An 18,727-nucleotide genomic window follows, 5' to 3' on the forward strand; every position below is an offset into this window, starting at 1 on the left:
TAAGAAATGACACTTTACTGTTGATAAACCAATGAAATGTTATACAATAAATTGATGTGATTTTTAATTGTTATTCGCGACATATTTTATATATGAAGTTTTTGTTGAATAAATGCTACATTTTAATTAAAAAATATATCAACAGTTTTCAACAGCTTATCAACATGTTTTCATATTTATAAATAAAAGTGATTTATATCATTTTAAATAGCATATTACCAGATAAATATATAATTTTGTTACTTATTAAATAAAAAAATTGAAGGATGAAAGATTTTTTTAAGAGTTTATTGGCCTCTATTTTAGGCTGCTCTATAGTATTAGGTGTTCTTTTCCTGATATTCTTTGTCACGTTGGCAGCAATGTCTACAAAGGAACAATATACATTAAAAGACAATACGGTTCTCACCCTAAAGCTCGACGGCATTTTGGCCGAAAGGATAGAAGAAGAGAATCCTTTACTGGCAATATTGGGCCAGAACAATGAAGCCCAACTGGGCTTGGATGATATTCTTTCATCTATAAAGAAAGCAAAGGATAACGATAAGATAAAAGGTATCTATATTCATGCAGGAGCATTTTCTGCTGCCAATGCGTCTCTTAAAGAAATAAGGGATGAACTTGTCGATTTTAAGGAAAGCGGTAAATTTATCGTAGCTTATGGCGATGTTTATACACAGGGATGCTATTATATAGCTTCTGTAGCCGATAAGTTGATCATGAATCCGCAGGGTAATCTCGATTTGCACGGACTTTCATCTTCTCCTATGTTCTATACAGGTCTGTTGCAAAAGTTAGGTATAGAAATGCAGATATTCAAGGTAGGTACTTTTAAATCTGCGGTAGAACCTTTCATGCTCGATAAGATGAGCGATGCTAACAGACAGCAGGTATCCTCTTATATAAATGATATGTGGTCTACTATTACAACTGAAATATCGGATTCAAGGAGTATATCGGTCGATAAACTGAATACTATTACAGATTCACTCGCCTTGTTCAAAGAACCGAAGGTATGCGTTCAGGACGGCTTGGTAGATACATTAATGTATGAAACGGGAGTAAGGGAATATATCACTTCACTTATTATAGGACTGGACGATGTGAAGAATTTGAAGTTGGCCTCTGTAAAAGATATGGTAACTGTACCTACATCAAAAGGAACTAAATCGTCCGATGTGATAGCCGTATTGTATGCTGAAGGGTCAATCACCGACGGTTCGGGTTACGACGGAATTACCAGCAGACGATTTGTAAAAGAATTGCAGAAACTGAAAGATAATGATAAGGTAAAAGCTGTAGTTTTCCGTGTAAATTCTCCCGGAGGTAGCGCGTATGCATCCGAGCAGATATGGAAAGCGGTCAGTGACCTGAAAGAAAAGAAACCGGTAGTTGTATCCATGGGTGACTATGCTGCATCTGGAGGTTACTATATATCTTGCAGTGCATCTAAAATTATTGCGCAGCCTAATACCTTGACAGGTTCGATAGGTATATTCGGGATGTTCCCGAATGTAGAAGGGCTTACTAAAAAAGTCGGGCTTACATTCGATAATGTAAAAACAAATAAGCATGGAGATTTCGGTGACTTGACACGCCCGATGAGAGAAGATGAAAAGGCTATCCTGCAGAATTATATAGAACGTGGATATGACTTGTTCCTTACCCGTTGTTCTGATGGTCGCAATATAGCTAAGAATGCACTCGATTCTATTGCACAAGGTCGTGTATGGACAGGAAGACAAGCACTAGAAATTGGTCTTGTAGATGCTCTCGGCGATTTGGATATGGCAATAGAAGAAGCAGCTAAATTGGCCGATCTCGAAAATTATTCACTGAATAGTTTTCCTAAAAAGAGAGATTTCTTCCAATCGTTGATGAGCGACCAAAAAGAAGAAATCGCCACACAGGTAATGAAAGAATATCTCGGCAGTGACTATCAATTATTCAAAACAATAAAAGAAATTAAAGAGCAGGACTTTATACAGGCGCGTATGCCTTACGATGTTGATGTGCGATAAAGTCTGCACTATATAAGAATGATAAAAATTCCGTCCGTACATATCAATAAATGGTTGCTGCCGTTTTCATGGTTGTACGGGCTGATTGTGTTTATACGTAACAAATTTTTCGACTGGGGAATACTGAAACACGAAGAGTTCGATATACCTGTTATCTGCGTAGGAAATGTGACAGTCGGAGGAACAGGAAAGACGCCCCATACCGAATATCTTGTGCAGTTACTGCAGCAAAAATATAGGGTAGGGGTTCTCAGTCGTGGATATAAGCGTAAATCGAAAGGTTTCGTTCTTGCCGATGCAAAATCTACCAGCCTCGATCTTGGCGATGAATCTTTCCAGATTAAGAAGAAATTTCCCGATGCTATTGTAGCTGTAGATGGCAACAGGCGAAGAGGAATAAAAGAAATGTTGGCACTGGATAATGCGCCGGAAGTAATCATTTTAGACGATGCTTTCCAGCATAGATATGTAAAACCTTCTTATACTATTATTCTGTCGGATTTCAATCGTCCGGTATATGAAGATACTCTTATGCCTGCCGGACGACTTAGGGAACCGGCTTCGGCTCTCCGTAATGCCAATATTATAATGGTGACGAAGTGTCCTGACGATATGCAGCCGATAGATTTCCGTATCATTTCGCATGATATAAATGCATTTCCATATCAGGGACTTTATTTCACTCAGTTTAAATATAATCAGTTGCAACCGGTATTTAAAGATGTTGCCGAAGAGCAGCCTTTAGATATCCTGAAAGATAAAGATATTCTGTTGGCAACAGGTATCGCCTCTCCTACCCTTATACTAAAAAAGCTGAAAGAATATACAGATAAAATTGATACGGTAATTTATCCCGACCATTATAATTTTAAACCGAAAGATGTAAAATATCTCGTCAGCAGGTTTACGAATACATTATCGGATAATAAAATAATTCTGGTAACAGAAAAAGATGCTACACGCCTGGTTTTATTCACCGATATAGACGAGGATATAAAGAAACACATATATTATCTTCCTATCGAAGTTTCATTTTTGGATAAGGAAGAAGAATTTAAAGAAAAGATATTTAAACATGTTAGAGAAAATTCAGGAAACCGCCGCCTTTATAAGAAATAGCGTACCGGTAGTTCCACAAATTGCCATTATATTGGGCACAGGCCTTGGCGAACTGGTACATGAAATCACAGATAAACGGGATATCCCTTACGAAAGTATACCTAATTTTCCTGTTTCTACTGTAGAAGGACATAGCGGAAAGCTTATATTCGGAAAGCTCGGCGGTAAGGATGTGATTGCTATGCAGGGACGCTTTCATTATTATGAAGGATACACCATGCAGGAAGTAACATTCCCTATCCGCGTATTCCAATTACTGGGTGTTCGTTACCTTTTCGTATCTAATGCAGCAGGTGGTATGAATGGCAGCTTCGATATAGGCGATATCATGCTTATAGACGACCATATAAATACTTTCCCTGAGCATCCTCTGCATGGAAAGAACTATAATGAATTGGGTACACGCTTCCCGGATATGAGTAATGCATATGATAAGGAACTTCGCCTGATGGCTATGGAAATAGCGAGGGAGAACAATATAAAACTGCAGCACGGCGTATATGTAGGAACACAAGGCCCGACATTCGAAACCCCTGCCGAATACAACTGGTTTCGTATCATTGGTGGCGATGCTGTAGGAATGTCTACCGTACCCGAAGTTATCGTAGCTAATCATGCTAAAATGAAAGTGATGGCTTTTTCTATAATTACCGATATAGGTATTATCGGCAAGATAGTGGAAGTAACACACGAAGATGTACAGGAAGCCGCTAAAATTGCACAACCGAAAATGGCATATATAATGCAGGAAGTGATAAATAGAATAAATTAATAAAGAAGGGGTTCATTTGAACCCCTTCTTTATTAATTTATTCTACAATCGTATCAGAATTTATATCCTAGATTGATATATGCAGCTCTGTTCTTCATTTTAGTATCCTTATATATTTTTGTCAGACCCTGATCCGCAGCAAGACTGATTTCTATTCTTTCAAAGAATTCAACTCCTACAGCTCCGCCTATACCAAAATCGAATTTGTTACTGTCATCATGGAAAAAATCCTGATCTTCGATTTCTTTTTTATCCCATTTTATCTTTCCTCCTACGCCATATGCAAAATATGGTCCCAGGTGAACAAGAAGTTTAGTGCCGGGAGCAATATCAAATTTGTATCCTGCATGTATAGGTAACTGAAGATACATGGCATTATATGAAGCTTTGTCTGTAACAGAATTTTTTCCGCCGGGCAGAGTGAGCGACATTTCTTTGCCTTTAGCACCTTTAGTTGTGAACTCAAGACCAGACAATAGGTAAAAATTGCTTGGCAAAGCAAGTTCTGCAGTTACTCCAATGTTGAAGCCCACCTTAATTTTATCTTCCATTTTTTGTATTTCAGATAAATTCATTCCGGCTTTTACTCCGAAAGTCAGGGGAAGCTGTGCAAACATACTCGTACTGACAATAAGGCTGATAAGTAATGCAAAAGAAATTTTTATAATTCTCATAATATCAATTAATTTAATAAATAATCTATGTTCTAAGACATCCTAAAATTATATAAATAATTTTGTTAAACAAAAAAATGTTAAGAAAGTGAGTACATTATACATTTGTAATAGGGTTTCCGCAGCATTAAATATATTAGTATAATCTTTTTTGTAAGTTAGCAAGATTGGAAAAGTTTATAAATCGTAGGGTAGATACTTTTGTAATGAAATAACTATAGACAATGGAACAGAAAACAATTACCAGAGAAGAATATGCCAAACGCATAAATACTGTAATAGAATATATAGGCAGTAATCTGGATAAGGAAATGGATTTGAACGAGCTGGCCGGCGTTTCAAATTTTTCTGTCTATCATTTCCACAGAATATTCCGTGCCATTGTAGGTGAGCCTATAGGTGCTTTTATTGTAAGGATACGTGTCGAGACTGCAGCCCGACTGTTGAGGTACACATCTTTGCCGATTCAGGATATAGCCTATAATGTGGGATATGCTACCCCCTCTTCTCTGACAAAGGTTTTCCGTCAGTTCTATAATATTTCACCGACAGATTATAGAAATAATAAAAGTTATACCATTATGAAACCATTACAACCGACTTCCGATGTGCAGTTGAAAGCTCCTAAAATAGTAGAGCTGGAAACTAAAAAAGCAATATACGTACGCTTACAGGGCGATTACCGTACAGTAGATTATGCCGGTGCTTTTAAGAAACTATGGGCATTTGTAAAAGAAAACGGGCTATATTCCGCCGGAATCGAGCATCTATCTATCTCGCATGACGATCCTAAAGTAACCGAAACTGAAAAACTCCGCACAGATGTATGCCTTGTAATAACCAAACCTGTAGAACCGAAAGGAGAAATAGGCGTGCGGGAAATTTTGGGAGGCAAGTTTGCTATATTTACTTATGTAGGACCATATGATGACCTCGAGAATGTTTTCAATACTGTTTACCGCAAATGGCTGCCTGAAAGCGGATATAAGCTTCGTATGGAGCAGGGATTCGAGAAATATATAAATGATCCCAATAGAGTGACTCCGGACAAGTTGAAAACAGAATTGTATATTCCTATAGAATAAGGATAAAGCAGCAAAGAACTAAGTCCCGAAAAGTTAAACTACTTTTCGGGGCTTTTGATATGACTTATATAATTTCGAACTGAAAAATATGCGAAACATTTGCACAATAAAAACACTTCTTTTATATTTGCGTAACTAGTTACATAATTAATTACAATAAATAAATGGATTTTTTCAACCAAACAGGTAAAATGGCTATCGGTAGCAGGCTGAGGATGCTCACCGACTTGATAACTGAAAATGCTTCCCAAATTTACAGACTATATGATGTGGATCTAAAAGCCAAATGGTTTCCCGTATTTTTTGTCTTGTCGGCAGGGGAATCTAAAACAATAACTGCCATTGCCAAAGAAATCGGACATTCTCACCCCTCGGTAAGCAATATAATAAAAGAAATGGTGGCAAAAGGCTTAGTGAAAGAATTAAAAGACAAGACAGACGGCAGGCGGAATGTTGTAGGACTATCGGCAAAAGGCAAGCTCGTTGCCGAAAAACTCACTGAACAATATGTTGATGTAACCGCTGCTATCGACAGCATTTCCTGTCAGACTAAAAACGATTTATGGAAAGCGATAGAAGAATGGGAATTTCTTTTATCCGAAAAGTCGCTTCTGAAACGTGTGGAAGAAGAGAAAAAAGCACGTGAAAGTAAGTATGTACAGATAATCTCTTATACGCCTCACTATCAGCAGATATTCAGAAGCCTGAACGAACAATGGATCAAGTCTTATTTCGAAATGGAGGAAGCCGATTATAAGGCACTGGATAATCCTGAGGAATATATTTTAAAGAACGGCGGATATATTTTCATTGCATTGTATAAAGACCAGCCTGTAGGCGCATGTGCCTTACTTAAAATGAAAGACGAACATTATGATTATGAACTGGCAAAAATGGCTGTCAGTCCTAATGCTCAAGGTAAAAATATAGGTTTCCTGCTGGGACGGGCTGCTATAAACAAAGCTATTGAACTGGGAGCATCTAATGTCTATCTGGAAAGCAATACCATACTCAAACCCGCTATCAACCTTTATCAAAAATTGGGTTTTAAAAAGGTTGTAGGGCATTCCACGCCTTATAAAAGATGCAATATACAAATGGAATTGACACTAAAATAGCAAAAAATGATATACGAAAATAAGATTGCAATTGTAATCAAAAACGACCTGAAGGACTGGCAGAAACTGAATGTCGTTTCCTTTCTGGCCTCTTCTGTGGCTATACGTTTTCCGGAAATACATGGAGAACCCTTTGTAAATGCATCGGGCACAAGCTATTTGCCTTTTATAAAACAACCGATGATGATATATGCAGCCAATAATGATGAGGAGATAAAAAGAGCATTCAACAGAGCTAAAGACAGAGATTTATCTATCGGTATCTATACCGAGCCGCTATTTTCTACAAAATGTGAAGAAGAAAATCATATCGAAATAGGTAAATATACCGATGAGAACCAGGTGCTTGCAGGGATGATAATATATGGTGAGAATAGAAAAGTAAGCAAAGCGCTCGATGGTTTGAAAATTCACCAATAGAGTTATATAATGCAAAACGGAGTAAAGTATCTATTTATCGGGATACTTCACTCCGTTTGTCAATATTCATTTATTTTTGTAATTCTTCCACTTTTTCCTGTAATTCCACTATTTTTTTATCTTGCTCAATCACATACAAAGTCAGTTCCTCTATTTTTTGTAAAAGTTTAGCCTGCATCGTTCCCAAATCTATTCCGTTTTCTTTCACTTCTTTTTCAGAAGGAATATCGGGTAAATGCTGTTTTTCTTTGATATGCTTTTCTACTTCTGAAAGACTGATAAGATTATAATCGGGAGCAAAAACAAAGTCACTCCAGTCCGGTATCTGGATTTTTACTTCTTTGGCACGGATTAATGTACTGACATCAAGAGTTGTGCTTTTAATTCTGCCATTTACATCCAGTTTGGAAGTCGGCTGGGGAGTGCCTATACCTACATTACCGTCCATTCTTACTACAAACCATTCATGAAAAACTTTGGTATCCCATTCGGTAGTACCAACAACCAAACGGTCTTCAATTGCAAAGCCATCTCCCACATTAATCCTTAAATCCGTTGTCTCCTGTTGAGGTGTATATTTAGCGATCCATACAGGATCATTACTCAAAGCGGTACCTTTCAAAATTAATCTGTTACCCAGCCCCCATTTATTAGAGATATCTTTTCCTATTCTTATCTCTCCCGTTGCTGTTAAATCACCTTCTATAACCTGCTCTTGTGCCGATAGGTTCATTACAAATAATAGTAAACACACAATAAATAAAGTCTTCTTCATAGTATTTGTCTCTTTAAAATTAAATTATGGAAAGCAAAAGTAATTGTAATAAATGAAATAGAGATTAAAGAAGTATAGATTCTAGCTTAAATTATAAAGAACGGAGTGAAATATCCCGTAAAAAGAAATACTTCACTCCGTTTGATATAATACAATTCAGGATTTATCTTACATTATCCCGTTTTCTCTTAATTTCAATTGCCATTTCCATGCCGACTCCATTGTGTCGTCAATGTTTTCTTTGGCAGTCCAGCCGAGTACTGTGTTTGCATGTTTAGGCTCTGCCCATATTTTTTCTATATCTCCGGCACGGCGTCCTACTATCTTATAGTTTAGTTTTTTGCCTGATACTTTTTCAAATACATTGATAAGTTCAAGTACCGAAACTCCGCGGCCTGTTCCCAGATTGAATATCTCTACCTTATCCTGCGATTTGTCTTCCAGCATGCGATCGATAGCAATTACATGGGCTTTAGCTAAGTCTACCACGTTGATGAAGTCACGGATACACGAACCGTCAGGCGTATTATAATCATCTCCGAATACGCTCAGCTGTTCACGGACGCCTATTGCTGTCTGTGTGATAAACGGAACAAGGTTTTGAGGGACGCCATTAGGCAGTTCGCCGATTTCAGCAGACGGATGTGCGCCTATCGGGTTAAAGTAGCGCAGTATGATGCTTTTGATATCTGCTCCCGAGCGGACAAAGTCCTTTATTATCTCTTCGTTTATCTGCTTGGTATTTCCATATGGAGATTCTGCCGGCTTCACCGGAGCAGTTTCATCTATCGGGTTTACATCCGGCTCGCCATATACGGTACACGACGATGAAAAAACAATATTCTTAACATCGAACTGAGGCATCAGATCCAAAAGGTTGATAAGGGAATTCAGATTATTCCTGTAATAAAGCAGAGGCTTTTGTACCGATTCGCCTACAGCCTTGCTTGCTGCAAAATGTATAATCCCTTTGATGTCGGGATGTGCGGTAAACAGTTTTTTTAATCCTTCGAGGTCATTGCAATCCAGTTTTTCAAACACGGGCCTTATGCCTGTGATGCGTTCTATCCCGTCGATAGAATCGGCTGTAGAATTTGATAAGTCGTCGATAACCACGACAGAATACCCTGCATTCTGCAGTTCAACAACAGTATGCGAACCGATGTATCCGGCTCCTCCTGTTACAAGTATTTTCCCTTTCATTATCAGTGTGTTTTTAATTAAGGCATAAAGATACAAAATCGTAAATAAAGTTAACGCGAAGAGGGAAACTTTGTAAAAATTAATGACGGTAAATTATGAATTTTCACCATTAATTTACTGTTTGGATTTTAAGATTTTATCAATTTCACTTAACTGTTCATCGCCAAGATATTGCCATTTAGCTAAAATCTTACCCTGTTTATCTATCAGAACGTAATAGGGAATAGCTTCTATACCATAGGAATCGGATATGTCATTTTCTATAAAGACTGTTTCATCTATGTCTGGTTTGCTGAGTACCTGTGGCCAGTCATCAAGTTTATATTTATCGATTGCTTTCAGCCAGTCATTTTTTTCTCCATCCAGCGAAACTCCGATTATTGCTAATCCTTTATCTTTATATTGTTTATGTAATTGTTTTACTTTAGGAATTTCTTTTATGCAAGGGGCACACCAGCTTGCCCAACAATCGATGAGAACATACTTATCTTGTGCCAAATCAGAAAATTTGATTATTTTTCTGGAAGTGTCTTCTCTTTCGAAATCAGGTGCAGTATCTCCTACTTCGTATATTTTATTATTTTGCTGCTTTTCATTATGTTCAATTTGCTTCTTAGCGAGCTTACCGGCTAATGTTTTTTTAGCCGCATCGGGTAAACTATTGTAAACCTTATTGAGGGTATCTATACTTATTAGCCCTCTTTTTGCGACTATATATAGTAAATCGGGCGCTATATGGTAATCAGGGTGTTTCGATATAAAATCAAGGCGTTTTTTATCTATCCTTTCATTGGCAGCAATTAATTCGGGTCTCTTTTGCCCATGTATATTCCTTAAGCTGTCTTGTGCTACATGATTATCATTGAGTAAAATCATTTGATTTATAATATCCTGAAGGCAATCTATTTTTTCTTGAATATTTTTTTCATCAAGCTCTAGTTCTTTTTTTAATTCAATATTTTCTTTTTCAGCTTTTGTTCCTGATAGTTCATAGCTGTAAGGATTATTTTTATCAACAATTAATTTCATGTGGGTGGGTTCCAGATATATGCGAAAATCATACATGATGATTTGGTTTCCGAAACATACATCGGCACCGGTTAATTCATCGATTTTTCCTTCAAAAGAGAATTTACCGTCTACTATTTTTGATGTATCGCCTACTACCTGCCATCTATTATTCTTCAATGATAAATAATACAGCGTAACGGTTTCCGATTCCCCCGCGTTTTTCACATAGCCTTCCAGTGTGAATGTGTCGGAAGGGGGTGTATTGCATCCAATCAGGCTTACGGACAGAAAAAGGTAAATGAATAGTCTCATGGGATATCGGATTAAGATTTTGAATAATAGAAATTAATATGTTGTGCATCTTTATTATTAACGCCGATACTCAACATTTATTTCTTATATTGTAAATATTGACTTTTTTACCTTAAGAGCCCTATAAACTGCTAAAAACTTGCTGTATCTTACGTCCAACTTCTAACTAAAGAGTTATCTTTGTAGCCTGATTTATTTTGATATGAAACTTGCTTCTTTATTGATCGTTATCTTTTCTTCCTTATTCTTTATGGCTTGTTCTACTGTCGACAGCGATGCTAAAAAGGCGGCAGAGCTCAATAAGGAATCTATAGAATATGTAAAAGCGGGTAATCTGATGGAAGCAGAGAGAATATATAAAGAATCGAAAGAAATAGTTTCCCGCTACAAAGGGACAGAAAAATATAATGAATTCAGTAAGGCCTACAGTACGTATATGTATGGCAAGGTTGAAGAAGAATAAAAAATATAATATATTTCTAATCATATGTCTGAAAATGTTTTGAACGTGGAAGAACCTAAAAGAAGCCTCAACTTTATAGAACAGGCTGTAGAAAACGACCTGAAAGAGGGGAAAAATAACGGACGGGTGCAGACACGCTTCCCACCCGAACCGAATGGTTATCTGCATATAGGACATGCAAAAGCAATATGCATAGATTTTGGTATTGCTCAGGAATATAAGGGGGTCTGTAATCTTCGTTTCGATGATACAAATCCTGTAAAAGAAGATGTGGAGTATGTAGATTCTATAAAAGAAGATATAGAGTGGCTGGGCTACAAGTGGGAGAATGTATATTATGCATCCGACTATTTCGGCAAGCTGTGGGATTTTGCCGTTCAACTGATAAAAGAGGGTAAAGCTTATATCGATGAACAATCGGCTGAAGAAATCGCCAAGCAAAAAGGTACTCCTACACAGGCAGGAGTTAATAGCCCGTATCGCGACCGCCCGATTGAGGAAAGTCTCGACCTTTTCAATAAGATGAATGAAGGCGTATTAGAAGAGGGAAGTATGGTGCTTCGTGCCAAAATAGATATGGCTTCACCGAATATGCATTTCCGCGACCCGATCATTTACAGGATTATCAAGCATCCGCACCACCGTACGGGAAATAAATGGCAGGCATATCCGATGTACGACTTTGCCCATGGACAATGCGACTACTTCGAAGGAGTGACACATTCATTGTGCACACTCGAATTTGAAGTACATCGCCCTTTATACGATTGGTTTATAGATCAGCTGGCATCAGACGATTATCGCCCGCATCAGTACGAATTCAATAAGTTACAGTTTACATATACCCTTCTCAGCAAGCGTAATCTGCGCCGTATGGTAGAAGAGAGGATACTTACAGGATGGGATGACCCGCGTATGCCTACGCTTGTCGGCTTCCGCCGCAGGGGATATACGCCTGAGGCGATTCATAACCTGATAGACCGCATCGGCTATACCAAATATGACGGTGTGATAGACATAGGTTTGCTGGAATATGCCGTACGTGAAGATCTGAATAAACGGGTTAACCGTGTATCGGCAGTACTTAACCCTGTAAAACTGGTTATCACGAACTATCCGGAAGGGCAGACTGAAAAAATGGAGGCTCAGAATAATCCGGAAGACGAAAGTGCAGGTACACATCACGTATTATTCTCCCGCGAACTGTTTATTGAGCGTGACGACTTTATGGAAGATGCCCCTAAGAAATATTTCCGCCTGACTCCCGGCAACGAAGTTCGTCTGAAAAATGCCTATATCGTAAAATGTACAGGTTGCAAAAAAGATGAGGACGGCAATGTTACGGAAGTATATGCCGAATATGATGACCAGACCAAGAGCGGTATGCCTCAGAGCAGCCGCAAAGTAAAAGGCACTATCCATTGGGTATCGACAGAAGATTGTTTCGATGCCGAAGTGCGCCTATACGACCGTCTGTTTATGGTGGAGAATCCGGCAGATGACGGACGCGATATTATCGAATTACTCAATCCCGATTCTTTAAAAGTGCTTCAGGGCTGCAAAATGGAATCCTATCTGAAAGATGCGAAGGCAGGAGACAAGTTCCAGTTTCAGCGTACCGGATATTTTTGTGTCGACCGTGATTCAACTGCTGACAATATGGTTTTCAACCGCACGGTTTCGCTGAAAGATTCATGGGCAAAAGCAAAAGATAAGTAAAGATTTTTATCTATATTATTTTTAGCTGTTAGCTTTTAGCCGATAGCTACTAACTCTTTAGTATAGATTTTTTAGTCATAAGTTACAGGATTATTAATTGTTCATTATTTGATCGCTTTCGTCATTGGCACATTGGCATATCTACTAATTAGCACATTGATTTCCGTTACTATCGTTACTTTTTAACTATATATTGTTAATTAATGTAAATTAATAAAGAATTATTTCATTACATTAGCTTTGTAAATTGTTTTGTAATTTAAGATGATAGGATAAATTCAATGATATAATTATTATTAATTGATACCCGTTACCTTTGTTACTTTTTTAAATTAAAACAGCACCACGCATGCCGGATAAAGATATATCAACACTTGTAAAAAGATACAAACAGGCTTTGGAATCGGGAAAGAATGCCTATTTCGATGCCGATGAATTCAGCGATCTGGCAGATTATTTCGATCAGCAGGATGATCTGGATACTGCCAGAAAAGTCATAGACGCAGGGCTTGCCATTCATCCGAATAATACTCCTTTAATTGTAAAGAAAGCCAAGCTTGCCGTATATGACGGGGAGTATGAACTTGCCCTTTCATTACTGGACGGTTCAACGGAATACGATTTCGATTTATACCTGTTGCGTATAGAGTGTTATCTCCAACTGGAACAATATGCCGATGCTTTCCGCTATTCGGAAGAATTACTTGAAAAAGAAGATACCGAAATACTCGATAATGTATTTGCCGAATTGGGATTTCTCCATGTCGAGGCCGATTGCTTCAAAGAAGCTGTGCTGTATTTCAATGAAAGCCTGAAATACGATCCCGAAAATATAGAAGTATTATCCGATCTGGCATATGCACATGAAATGCTGTCCGATTTCGAATCGGCTATTCAGACTACTAATAAGATACTCGATATAGAGCCTTATACTTATGAGGCGTGGATTAATCTCGGTAAACTATATTCATTGACGGAAGAGTATGAGAAAGCAATAGATGCTTTTGATTTTGCACTGACTATCAAAGATTCTGATACGAATGTCCTCAAACTCAAAGCGCACTGTCTTTCATTATCAGGAAGGGTAGAAGAAGCTATAGAAATATTTAAGGAACTTCTGCGTAACGATGAGAAAGATACCTCTATTTATTTCTTATTATCGGAATGCTACGAATCATTGGAAATGTATGATGAAGCCCTGCATTGTCTCGCTCAATATGAAAAGGCAGAGGGAGAAAGCGTAGAATTACTTACCAAGCAGGCATATGTTTATCTTGAAAAGGGAGATTATAAAAAGGCGATGTCTATTGCTGAGAAAGGTATAAGGGAAAGTCCTTATTCGCTCGATCTGAATATGATTGCGGGCGAGATAGAATTCGATCAGCAGAATTACAAAGAGGCGGAAATATATTTTTTAAGCGTTTACAATCAGAATCAGGATAATTTCCAACTGCTCGACAGGCTGGCTATGGTATATATCAAAGAGGAAGATTACCAGCAAGCCGCTTATTATACCGAGAAATTACTGGAACTGGATGCAGATAATCTGGCAATAAAACAACGTTTGGCCTTGTTGTATTTCGAATTGGGAGATGAAATGGAATTCAATATTATACTGGATCAGTTTACAGATAAGGAATTGATGACTTTATTCGAACTGATGTACACGCCCCAGTCGCCAGAAAATTTTGACCGCAAAATGCTTATTTCATATCTTAACAAGGCTCGTGAAGCCCGTACGTTATTTAAGAATCTGAAACACTGATACTTATATTTTTTTGGTATTCGGTAGGAATACCGCCACCAGTCCGATAAGCGGCAGATAAGCACAGATATCATATACGTATTGTATACTTGTATTGTCGGCTACCTTTCCCAATACGGCAGAGGCTACTCCTGCAATTCCGAAGGCCAGTCCGAAAAACAGGCCTCCGATCAATCCGACTTTTCCCGGTACCAGTTCCTGTGCATACACCAGTATAGCAGAAAAGGCGGAAGATAATATAAGCCCGATAAAGATGCTCAGTATGCATGTCCACATCAGCCCTACATGAGGCATAATAAGGGCAAAGGGAGCCGTTCCCAGTATAGATACCCAGATGACATATTTGCGGCCGATGCGGTCACCAACAGGCCCTCCGATTATGGTACCCAAAGCTACGGCAAAGAGGAATGCAAAGAGATACAGCTGTGCATCATGTACTGACAGTCCGAATTTATCGATGAGATAGAACATATAGTAGCTGTTTAGGCTGGCCATGTATACATATTTCGAGAAGATAAGTATCAGTAGAATCGAGATAGCAAAGGCTGTCTTTCGCGGGGAATAGACAGAAGTTTTATTTATATTGCTATTATCTTTTGATACAGGTTTTAAGCGGTATAAATTGGCCTTATACCATTTGCTGATGACAAGCATAATGCCGATACATACAAGGGCAATAATGGACAGCCAACCGATATTGCGTTGCCCGTAGGGGGTTATTATCCATAGAGCGAGTAAAGGGCCAATCGAAGAGCCGAAATTGCCTCCCACCTGAAAGAGCGATTGTGCCAGACCATGTTTTCCGCCGGATGCAAGGTAGGCGAGCCGCGATGCTTCGGGATGAAAGATAGAAGAGCCCATTCCGGTAATGAATACGGCAATGAGTACATGTATAAAATCGTTAGCCATAGATAATGACAGAATACCTATCATGGTGAATGTCATGCCTACGGGCAATGAGTATGGTTGAGGCTTTTTGTCGGTAATAAGACCTACTATAGGCTGGAAAAGCGAAGATGATAATTGGAAAACGAGTGTTATCAATCCTATCTGCGTAAAGTCGAGTAACAAAGAATCTTTCAGAAGAGGATAAACAGCCGAAATAATGGACTGCAGCATGTCATTGAACATATGGCATACTGCCAGCAGTGAGAGTATAGTGAAGGCCGTACCGGTAGTACGGGAAGTTGTATTCATTGCGGATAGTTTAAAAAGTCTGCAAAGATATAACTAATATTTATCAATATGTACTATTCCTATAGGCTTAACCTTATATAAAGAAAAAAGTAAGACTGTCAAAGCCTTACTTCTTATATCAATATTTCCTGTAATAATCAAGCCGCGTATGCTTTACATGCTTCTGCACAGTGCTCGCATACCTTAGTACATTCCTGACAGTGCTCATTATTATGCTTTTTACACTCTTGAGCACATTCACTGCATATTCTTGCACATACCTGCAATATATCCATTGTGAAAGAACTGTTGGATGCAAGCAGTGATAAAGTCACACTGCAGACCTCTGCGCATTCTTTATCGAGCTTTATACATTTTGCCATCATCTTTACATCCTCTTCATGCAGGCATGAGTCGAAACAGTAGTTACACATTGCCTGACAATTAGCCAATACAGTGGCCAGATCCATTACTTTTTTTTCCATCTGTTCTCTATTTATTGATTATATATTATATAAATTTGAGGCATACCGGCTGGTCGATGTAGATATCTTTCTTTATATGAGTAAGCGTCCCATTGTTCGGGTTTATCTTATATATCTCTATTACTTCGCTATCGCGACAGGCAGCAAGCAGGAATTTACCGTTAGGGGTTATCAGCAGGTTTTGCGGACGCATTCCGGTATATTGGAAACCTACTTTAGTCAGCCTTCCGGTGAGGTCATCGATACAGAATATAGTAATTCCGTCTCCTTCCAACTTGTTTGAGGTATATAGGAAATGACCGCTCGGGCAAATAGCTATATCTCCGCCTTTGGCATCGGACTTATCTGCCCTGATAATCTGTAACTCTTCGAGATTGCCGTTCTTATAAGAAAATGCCATAACTGCTCCCGACAATTGATTGATAAGGTAAAAGAACCGTCCGCAAGGATGAAAAATGAAATGCCGTGGGCCTGAACCTTCCGGTACATTGTATTGCTTACGGGTAGACTTTCGTATATAATTATCTTTCTCATTCGGATTAACTTCAAACCGATAGATCTTATCGGTACCTTGGTCAGTAGCAAAAATGTATTTCTGATCGGGGGAAAAGTTAACACATTGAATGTGTGCTTCCTCTTTGTTTTCTGCAGTGATATTTTTTCCTTCAAATTCGATAACCTGAGAAGCTTCATATATAGGCCCGTATGTATTCACATCGAATACATTAATACTTCCTCCTTTGTGATTAGCAGTAAGAATACGTGAGCGGAAACAGTCGGTTGTTATATTGCATGGGCCTTCTCCGATGGTAGGCTTCCTGTTGAGCAACGTCAGTTTCTCCTTATTCTGGTCAAAAAAGAATGCATTTACAAATGAGGGCTTTTCCTCATTTTCCGATACGGCATAGACATACCTGCGACTATTACAGGCAACCATATGCGAAGGATTCTCCACATTTATCATGCTGGTATACTCCGAATCTCCGGACTGAAGATTAAACCTGTATATATAGATTCCTTTACTGCTTCCGGAAGTGTATGTCCCGGCAAATAGATGTAATACGTCGTTCATATTTATATGTCTAAAAAGATATCGTCGGGCGAAGGATATAATAAAAGTCCTCCGTCGGCATATATTGTTGTTCCCGTAACATAACTCGATTCGTCGGATGCCAGCCATGCCGCTACATTGGCAATCTGATAGGGCGAACCTATATATCCCAAAGGAATTGCTTTTTCGTCCTTCTCCCTTTGTTTAGGATCGGAAGTGCTGTTTTCATTGATAGGAGTATCTATTCCTCCCGGGCCGATTGCATTCACTCTTATTCCTTTTTTTGCATATTCGCGGGCAAGGGTCTGGGTCAGTAATTTCACTCCTCCCTTGCTTGCTGCATAATGCACATACGTAGGACGTGGTATTATTTCGTGCACGCTCGATATATTGATTATATTTCCTTTCTTGTCTTTACTAAGAAAATATTTGAGAGCTTCTCTCGATCCCAGAAATACCCCTGTAAGGTTCGTATCGATAACCGACTGCCATTCTTCCAACGGCATTTCGTGTGAAGAAAAGGCCTTCTGCTTTCCGGCGTTATTCACCCATACGTCTACATCGCCATATTCTTCGATAGCCGTTTGTAGTAATAAGGCAGCTTCTTCCTCGTTTTTCATATCTGCACGCACGGCTATAGCATGACTGCCTATATGTTCAATTTTATCTACAATTTTGTCTGCAGAATCTTTGTCGTGATAGTAATTTATTACCACGTTCATGCCTTCCTTAGCGAATCGTTCGGCTATGGCCGCACCAATACCAGAGGAAGAGCCGGTTACAACACCGGTCTTTCCATTCAGATCGTTGTACATTTATTTCGGTTTATTGAAGTGAGACTATCTGTTATGCTCTACCCATACAAGCTTCGAAACATCATAACCCAATTCGATAGCTCGGCGAAGATATTCTAGTTTTACATCTTCCGGCATTGATTTCTCTTTCGATAAGAGCCACATATAATTCCTGTTCTTTCCTACAACCAACGCATGCTTATATTTAGAATCGATAGCGATAACATTGTATCCGGAGTAGATAGGTCCCCAGAATGACACTTTTAAGCGGGCTTCGTCCGGTTCGTTTACGAATCTGGCTACGCCTACAGCTACCTCTTCTTTCTTCTTTTTAGGGTTATAGCCCTTGTTTACCACTTTTACTGTCTTGTCTTCGTTCAGTGAATATTCGGCAGTGGTATTGTTCAGATTCTTTTCGAATCTGTAGTCGAGCCGTGCAATCTCATACCATTTTCCCAGATATTTTTTCAGATTGAATGGCCTTACAGGCACTGCGCCTTTAGGTATTGTCTTAAGTGATTTATATATTGCCAGAGCTGCTCCGGCCAGTATTATCCCGCCAATAGCTAAATTTCTATTCTTCATATTCATAACTAAAATGTTGTTTGTTAAAAAATAATATAAACTCGGGGGATATTATCTAAGTCACCTATAAATAAGAGACTTGTTTGTTAACGCATAACAGAAGCTAAATGTTTGATATAAAAAGTTTTTTTTGCTTTTGTATCTGTACTATATCCTTTTCACCAAAGATGTCCGTTTTA

Annotated in this window: 18 protein-coding genes; 9 read left to right on the forward strand and 9 right to left on the reverse strand. The window is 38.6% G+C overall.

The annotated features are described in order from the left end of the window. Window positions 1-266 precede the first annotated feature (266 nt). Genes sppA through K348_RS0116235 form a run of 3 tightly spaced genes read left to right on the forward strand, consistent with a single transcriptional unit; the run spans window position 267 to window position 3,912 of the window. Window positions 267-2,021: a signal peptide peptidase SppA gene (sppA, locus tag K348_RS0116225; RefSeq protein WP_029906596.1), complete on the forward strand. Its 1,755-nt coding sequence runs from the start codon at window positions 267-269 to the stop codon at window positions 2,019-2,021. An 18-nt stretch (window positions 2,022-2,039) separates the two neighbouring features. After that, window positions 2,040-3,140 carry a tetraacyldisaccharide 4'-kinase gene (gene lpxK / locus K348_RS0116230; RefSeq protein ID WP_029906597.1) on the forward strand — a complete coding sequence of 367 codons (1,101 nt, stop codon included), beginning with the start codon at window positions 2,040-2,042 and terminating at the stop codon, window positions 3,138-3,140. Next, complete coding sequence (locus tag K348_RS0116235; RefSeq protein WP_029906598.1) at window positions 3,097-3,912, forward strand: purine-nucleoside phosphorylase; 816 nt, start codon at window positions 3,097-3,099, stop codon at window positions 3,910-3,912. Before lpxK ends, K348_RS0116235 begins: the two co-directional genes overlap by 44 nt. A 53-nt stretch (window positions 3,913-3,965) precedes the next feature. On the opposite strand, the gene K348_RS0116240 is transcribed toward K348_RS0116235, so the two are convergent. Further along, on the reverse strand, window positions 3,966-4,586 hold the full coding sequence (locus K348_RS0116240) for a porin family protein (protein ID WP_029906599.1): 621 nt from the start codon (window positions 4,584-4,586) through the stop codon (window positions 3,966-3,968). 224 nt (window positions 4,587-4,810) lie between these two features. Between K348_RS0116240 and K348_RS0116245 the strand changes: the two genes are divergently transcribed. The 3 genes from K348_RS0116245 (at window position 4,811) to K348_RS0116255 (ending at window position 7,209) form a co-directional block, all read left to right on the forward strand. After that, complete coding sequence (locus tag K348_RS0116245; RefSeq protein WP_029906600.1) at window positions 4,811-5,671, forward strand: GyrI-like domain-containing protein; 861 nt, start codon at window positions 4,811-4,813, stop codon at window positions 5,669-5,671. A 164-nt stretch (window positions 5,672-5,835) separates the two neighbouring features. Continuing rightward, window positions 5,836-6,789 (forward strand): bifunctional helix-turn-helix transcriptional regulator/GNAT family N-acetyltransferase, encoded by a 954-nt coding sequence (locus K348_RS0116250; RefSeq protein WP_029906601.1) that lies wholly within the window; start codon window positions 5,836-5,838, stop codon window positions 6,787-6,789. Window positions 6,790-6,795: 6 nt separating this feature from the next. Continuing rightward, a complete protein-coding gene (locus K348_RS0116255) occupies window positions 6,796-7,209 on the forward strand; it encodes a DUF2000 domain-containing protein (protein ID WP_029906602.1) in 414 nt (137 codons plus the stop codon). A gap of 70 nt (window positions 7,210-7,279) precedes the next feature. Here K348_RS0116255 and K348_RS0116260 read toward each other — a convergent pair whose 3' ends face one another. The 3 genes from K348_RS0116260 to K348_RS0116270 form a co-directional block, all read right to left on the reverse strand. Beyond that, a complete protein-coding gene (locus K348_RS0116260; RefSeq protein ID WP_029906603.1) occupies window positions 7,280-7,984 on the reverse strand; it encodes a hypothetical protein in 705 nt (234 codons plus the stop codon). Between the two features lie 168 nt (window positions 7,985-8,152). Beyond that, on the reverse strand, window positions 8,153-9,187 hold the full coding sequence (galE, locus tag K348_RS0116265) for a UDP-glucose 4-epimerase GalE (RefSeq protein ID WP_029906604.1): 1,035 nt from the start codon (window positions 9,185-9,187) through the stop codon (window positions 8,153-8,155). Between the two features lie 114 nt (window positions 9,188-9,301). Continuing rightward, complete coding sequence (locus K348_RS0116270) at window positions 9,302-10,510, reverse strand: TlpA disulfide reductase family protein (protein ID WP_029906605.1); 1,209 nt, start codon at window positions 10,508-10,510, stop codon at window positions 9,302-9,304. Between the two features lie 202 nt (window positions 10,511-10,712). Between K348_RS0116270 and K348_RS0116275 the strand changes: the two genes are divergently transcribed. The 3 genes from K348_RS0116275 (at window position 10,713) to K348_RS0116285 (ending at window position 14,457) form a co-directional block, all read left to right on the forward strand. Continuing rightward, window positions 10,713-10,973, forward strand: coding sequence for a hypothetical protein (locus tag K348_RS0116275; RefSeq protein WP_029906606.1), 261 nt, complete (start codon window positions 10,713-10,715; stop codon window positions 10,971-10,973). A 24-nt stretch (window positions 10,974-10,997) separates the two neighbouring features. Continuing rightward, entirely contained in the window at window positions 10,998-12,692 is a 1,695-nt protein-coding gene (locus tag K348_RS0116280; protein WP_029906607.1) for a glutamine--tRNA ligase/YqeY domain fusion protein, read from the forward strand. Between the two features lie 349 nt (window positions 12,693-13,041). After that, window positions 13,042-14,457 (forward strand): tetratricopeptide repeat protein, encoded by a 1,416-nt coding sequence (locus tag K348_RS0116285; RefSeq protein WP_029906608.1) that lies wholly within the window; start codon window positions 13,042-13,044, stop codon window positions 14,455-14,457. A 3-nt stretch (window positions 14,458-14,460) separates the two neighbouring features. Here the strand turns inward: K348_RS0116285 and K348_RS0116290 are convergent, their stop codons facing one another. The 5 genes from K348_RS0116290 to K348_RS19220 form a co-directional block, all read right to left on the reverse strand. Beyond that, window positions 14,461-15,654 carry an MFS transporter gene (locus K348_RS0116290; protein ID WP_029906609.1) on the reverse strand — a complete coding sequence of 398 codons (1,194 nt, stop codon included), beginning with the start codon at window positions 15,652-15,654 and terminating at the stop codon, window positions 14,461-14,463. Window positions 15,655-15,791: 137 nt separating this feature from the next. Further along, window positions 15,792-16,118 carry a four-helix bundle copper-binding protein gene (locus tag K348_RS0116295; protein ID WP_036930744.1) on the reverse strand — a complete coding sequence of 109 codons (327 nt, stop codon included), beginning with the start codon at window positions 16,116-16,118 and terminating at the stop codon, window positions 15,792-15,794. 25 nt (window positions 16,119-16,143) lie between these two features. Then, on the reverse strand, window positions 16,144-17,190 hold the full coding sequence (locus tag K348_RS0116300) for a lactonase family protein (RefSeq protein WP_051697960.1): 1,047 nt from the start codon (window positions 17,188-17,190) through the stop codon (window positions 16,144-16,146). 2 nt (window positions 17,191-17,192) lie between these two features. Further along, a complete protein-coding gene (locus K348_RS19215; RefSeq protein WP_029906612.1) occupies window positions 17,193-17,984 on the reverse strand; it encodes a glucose 1-dehydrogenase in 792 nt (263 codons plus the stop codon). Window positions 17,985-18,008: 24 nt separating this feature from the next. After that, window positions 18,009-18,548 (reverse strand): lipocalin family protein, encoded by a 540-nt coding sequence (locus tag K348_RS19220; protein WP_029906613.1) that lies wholly within the window; start codon window positions 18,546-18,548, stop codon window positions 18,009-18,011. Window positions 18,549-18,727 lie beyond the last annotated feature (179 nt).

This window comes from Prevotella sp. 10(H), from assembly GCF_000711235.1.
Lineage (GTDB): Bacteria > Bacteroidota > Bacteroidia > Bacteroidales > Dysgonomonadaceae > Dysgonomonas.

Excerpts from the sequence above, each read along its gene's own strand:
- sppA (WP_029906596.1), top strand. The coding sequence starts at position 267 with ATGAAAGATTTTTTTAAGAGTTTATTGGCCTCTATTTTAGGCTGCTCT.
- lpxK (WP_029906597.1), top strand. The coding sequence starts at position 2,040 with ATGATAAAAATTCCGTCCGTACATATCAATAAATGGTTGCTGCCGTTT.
- K348_RS0116235 (WP_029906598.1), top strand. The coding sequence starts at position 3,097 with ATGTTAGAGAAAATTCAGGAAACCGCCGCCTTTATAAGAAATAGCGTA.
- K348_RS0116240 (WP_029906599.1), bottom strand. The coding sequence starts at position 4,586 with ATGAGAATTATAAAAATTTCTTTTGCATTACTTATCAGCCTTATTGTC.
- K348_RS0116245 (WP_029906600.1), top strand. The coding sequence starts at position 4,811 with ATGGAACAGAAAACAATTACCAGAGAAGAATATGCCAAACGCATAAAT.
- K348_RS0116250 (WP_029906601.1), top strand. The coding sequence starts at position 5,836 with ATGGATTTTTTCAACCAAACAGGTAAAATGGCTATCGGTAGCAGGCTG.
- K348_RS0116255 (WP_029906602.1), top strand. The coding sequence starts at position 6,796 with ATGATATACGAAAATAAGATTGCAATTGTAATCAAAAACGACCTGAAG.
- K348_RS0116260 (WP_029906603.1), bottom strand. The coding sequence starts at position 7,984 with ATGAAGAAGACTTTATTTATTGTGTGTTTACTATTATTTGTAATGAAC.
- galE (WP_029906604.1), bottom strand. The coding sequence starts at position 9,187 with ATGAAAGGGAAAATACTTGTAACAGGAGGAGCCGGATACATCGGTTCG.
- K348_RS0116270 (WP_029906605.1), bottom strand. The coding sequence starts at position 10,510 with ATGAGACTATTCATTTACCTTTTTCTGTCCGTAAGCCTGATTGGATGC.
- K348_RS0116275 (WP_029906606.1), top strand. The coding sequence starts at position 10,713 with ATGAAACTTGCTTCTTTATTGATCGTTATCTTTTCTTCCTTATTCTTT.
- K348_RS0116280 (WP_029906607.1), top strand. The coding sequence starts at position 10,998 with ATGTCTGAAAATGTTTTGAACGTGGAAGAACCTAAAAGAAGCCTCAAC.
- K348_RS0116285 (WP_029906608.1), top strand. The coding sequence starts at position 13,042 with ATGCCGGATAAAGATATATCAACACTTGTAAAAAGATACAAACAGGCT.
- K348_RS0116290 (WP_029906609.1), bottom strand. The coding sequence starts at position 15,654 with ATGAATACAACTTCCCGTACTACCGGTACGGCCTTCACTATACTCTCA.
- K348_RS0116295 (WP_036930744.1), bottom strand. The coding sequence starts at position 16,118 with ATGGAAAAAAAAGTAATGGATCTGGCCACTGTATTGGCTAATTGTCAG.
- K348_RS0116300 (WP_051697960.1), bottom strand. The coding sequence starts at position 17,190 with ATGAACGACGTATTACATCTATTTGCCGGGACATACACTTCCGGAAGC.
- K348_RS19215 (WP_029906612.1), bottom strand. The coding sequence starts at position 17,984 with ATGTACAACGATCTGAATGGAAAGACCGGTGTTGTAACCGGCTCTTCC.
- K348_RS19220 (WP_029906613.1), bottom strand. The coding sequence starts at position 18,548 with ATGAAGAATAGAAATTTAGCTATTGGCGGGATAATACTGGCCGGAGCA.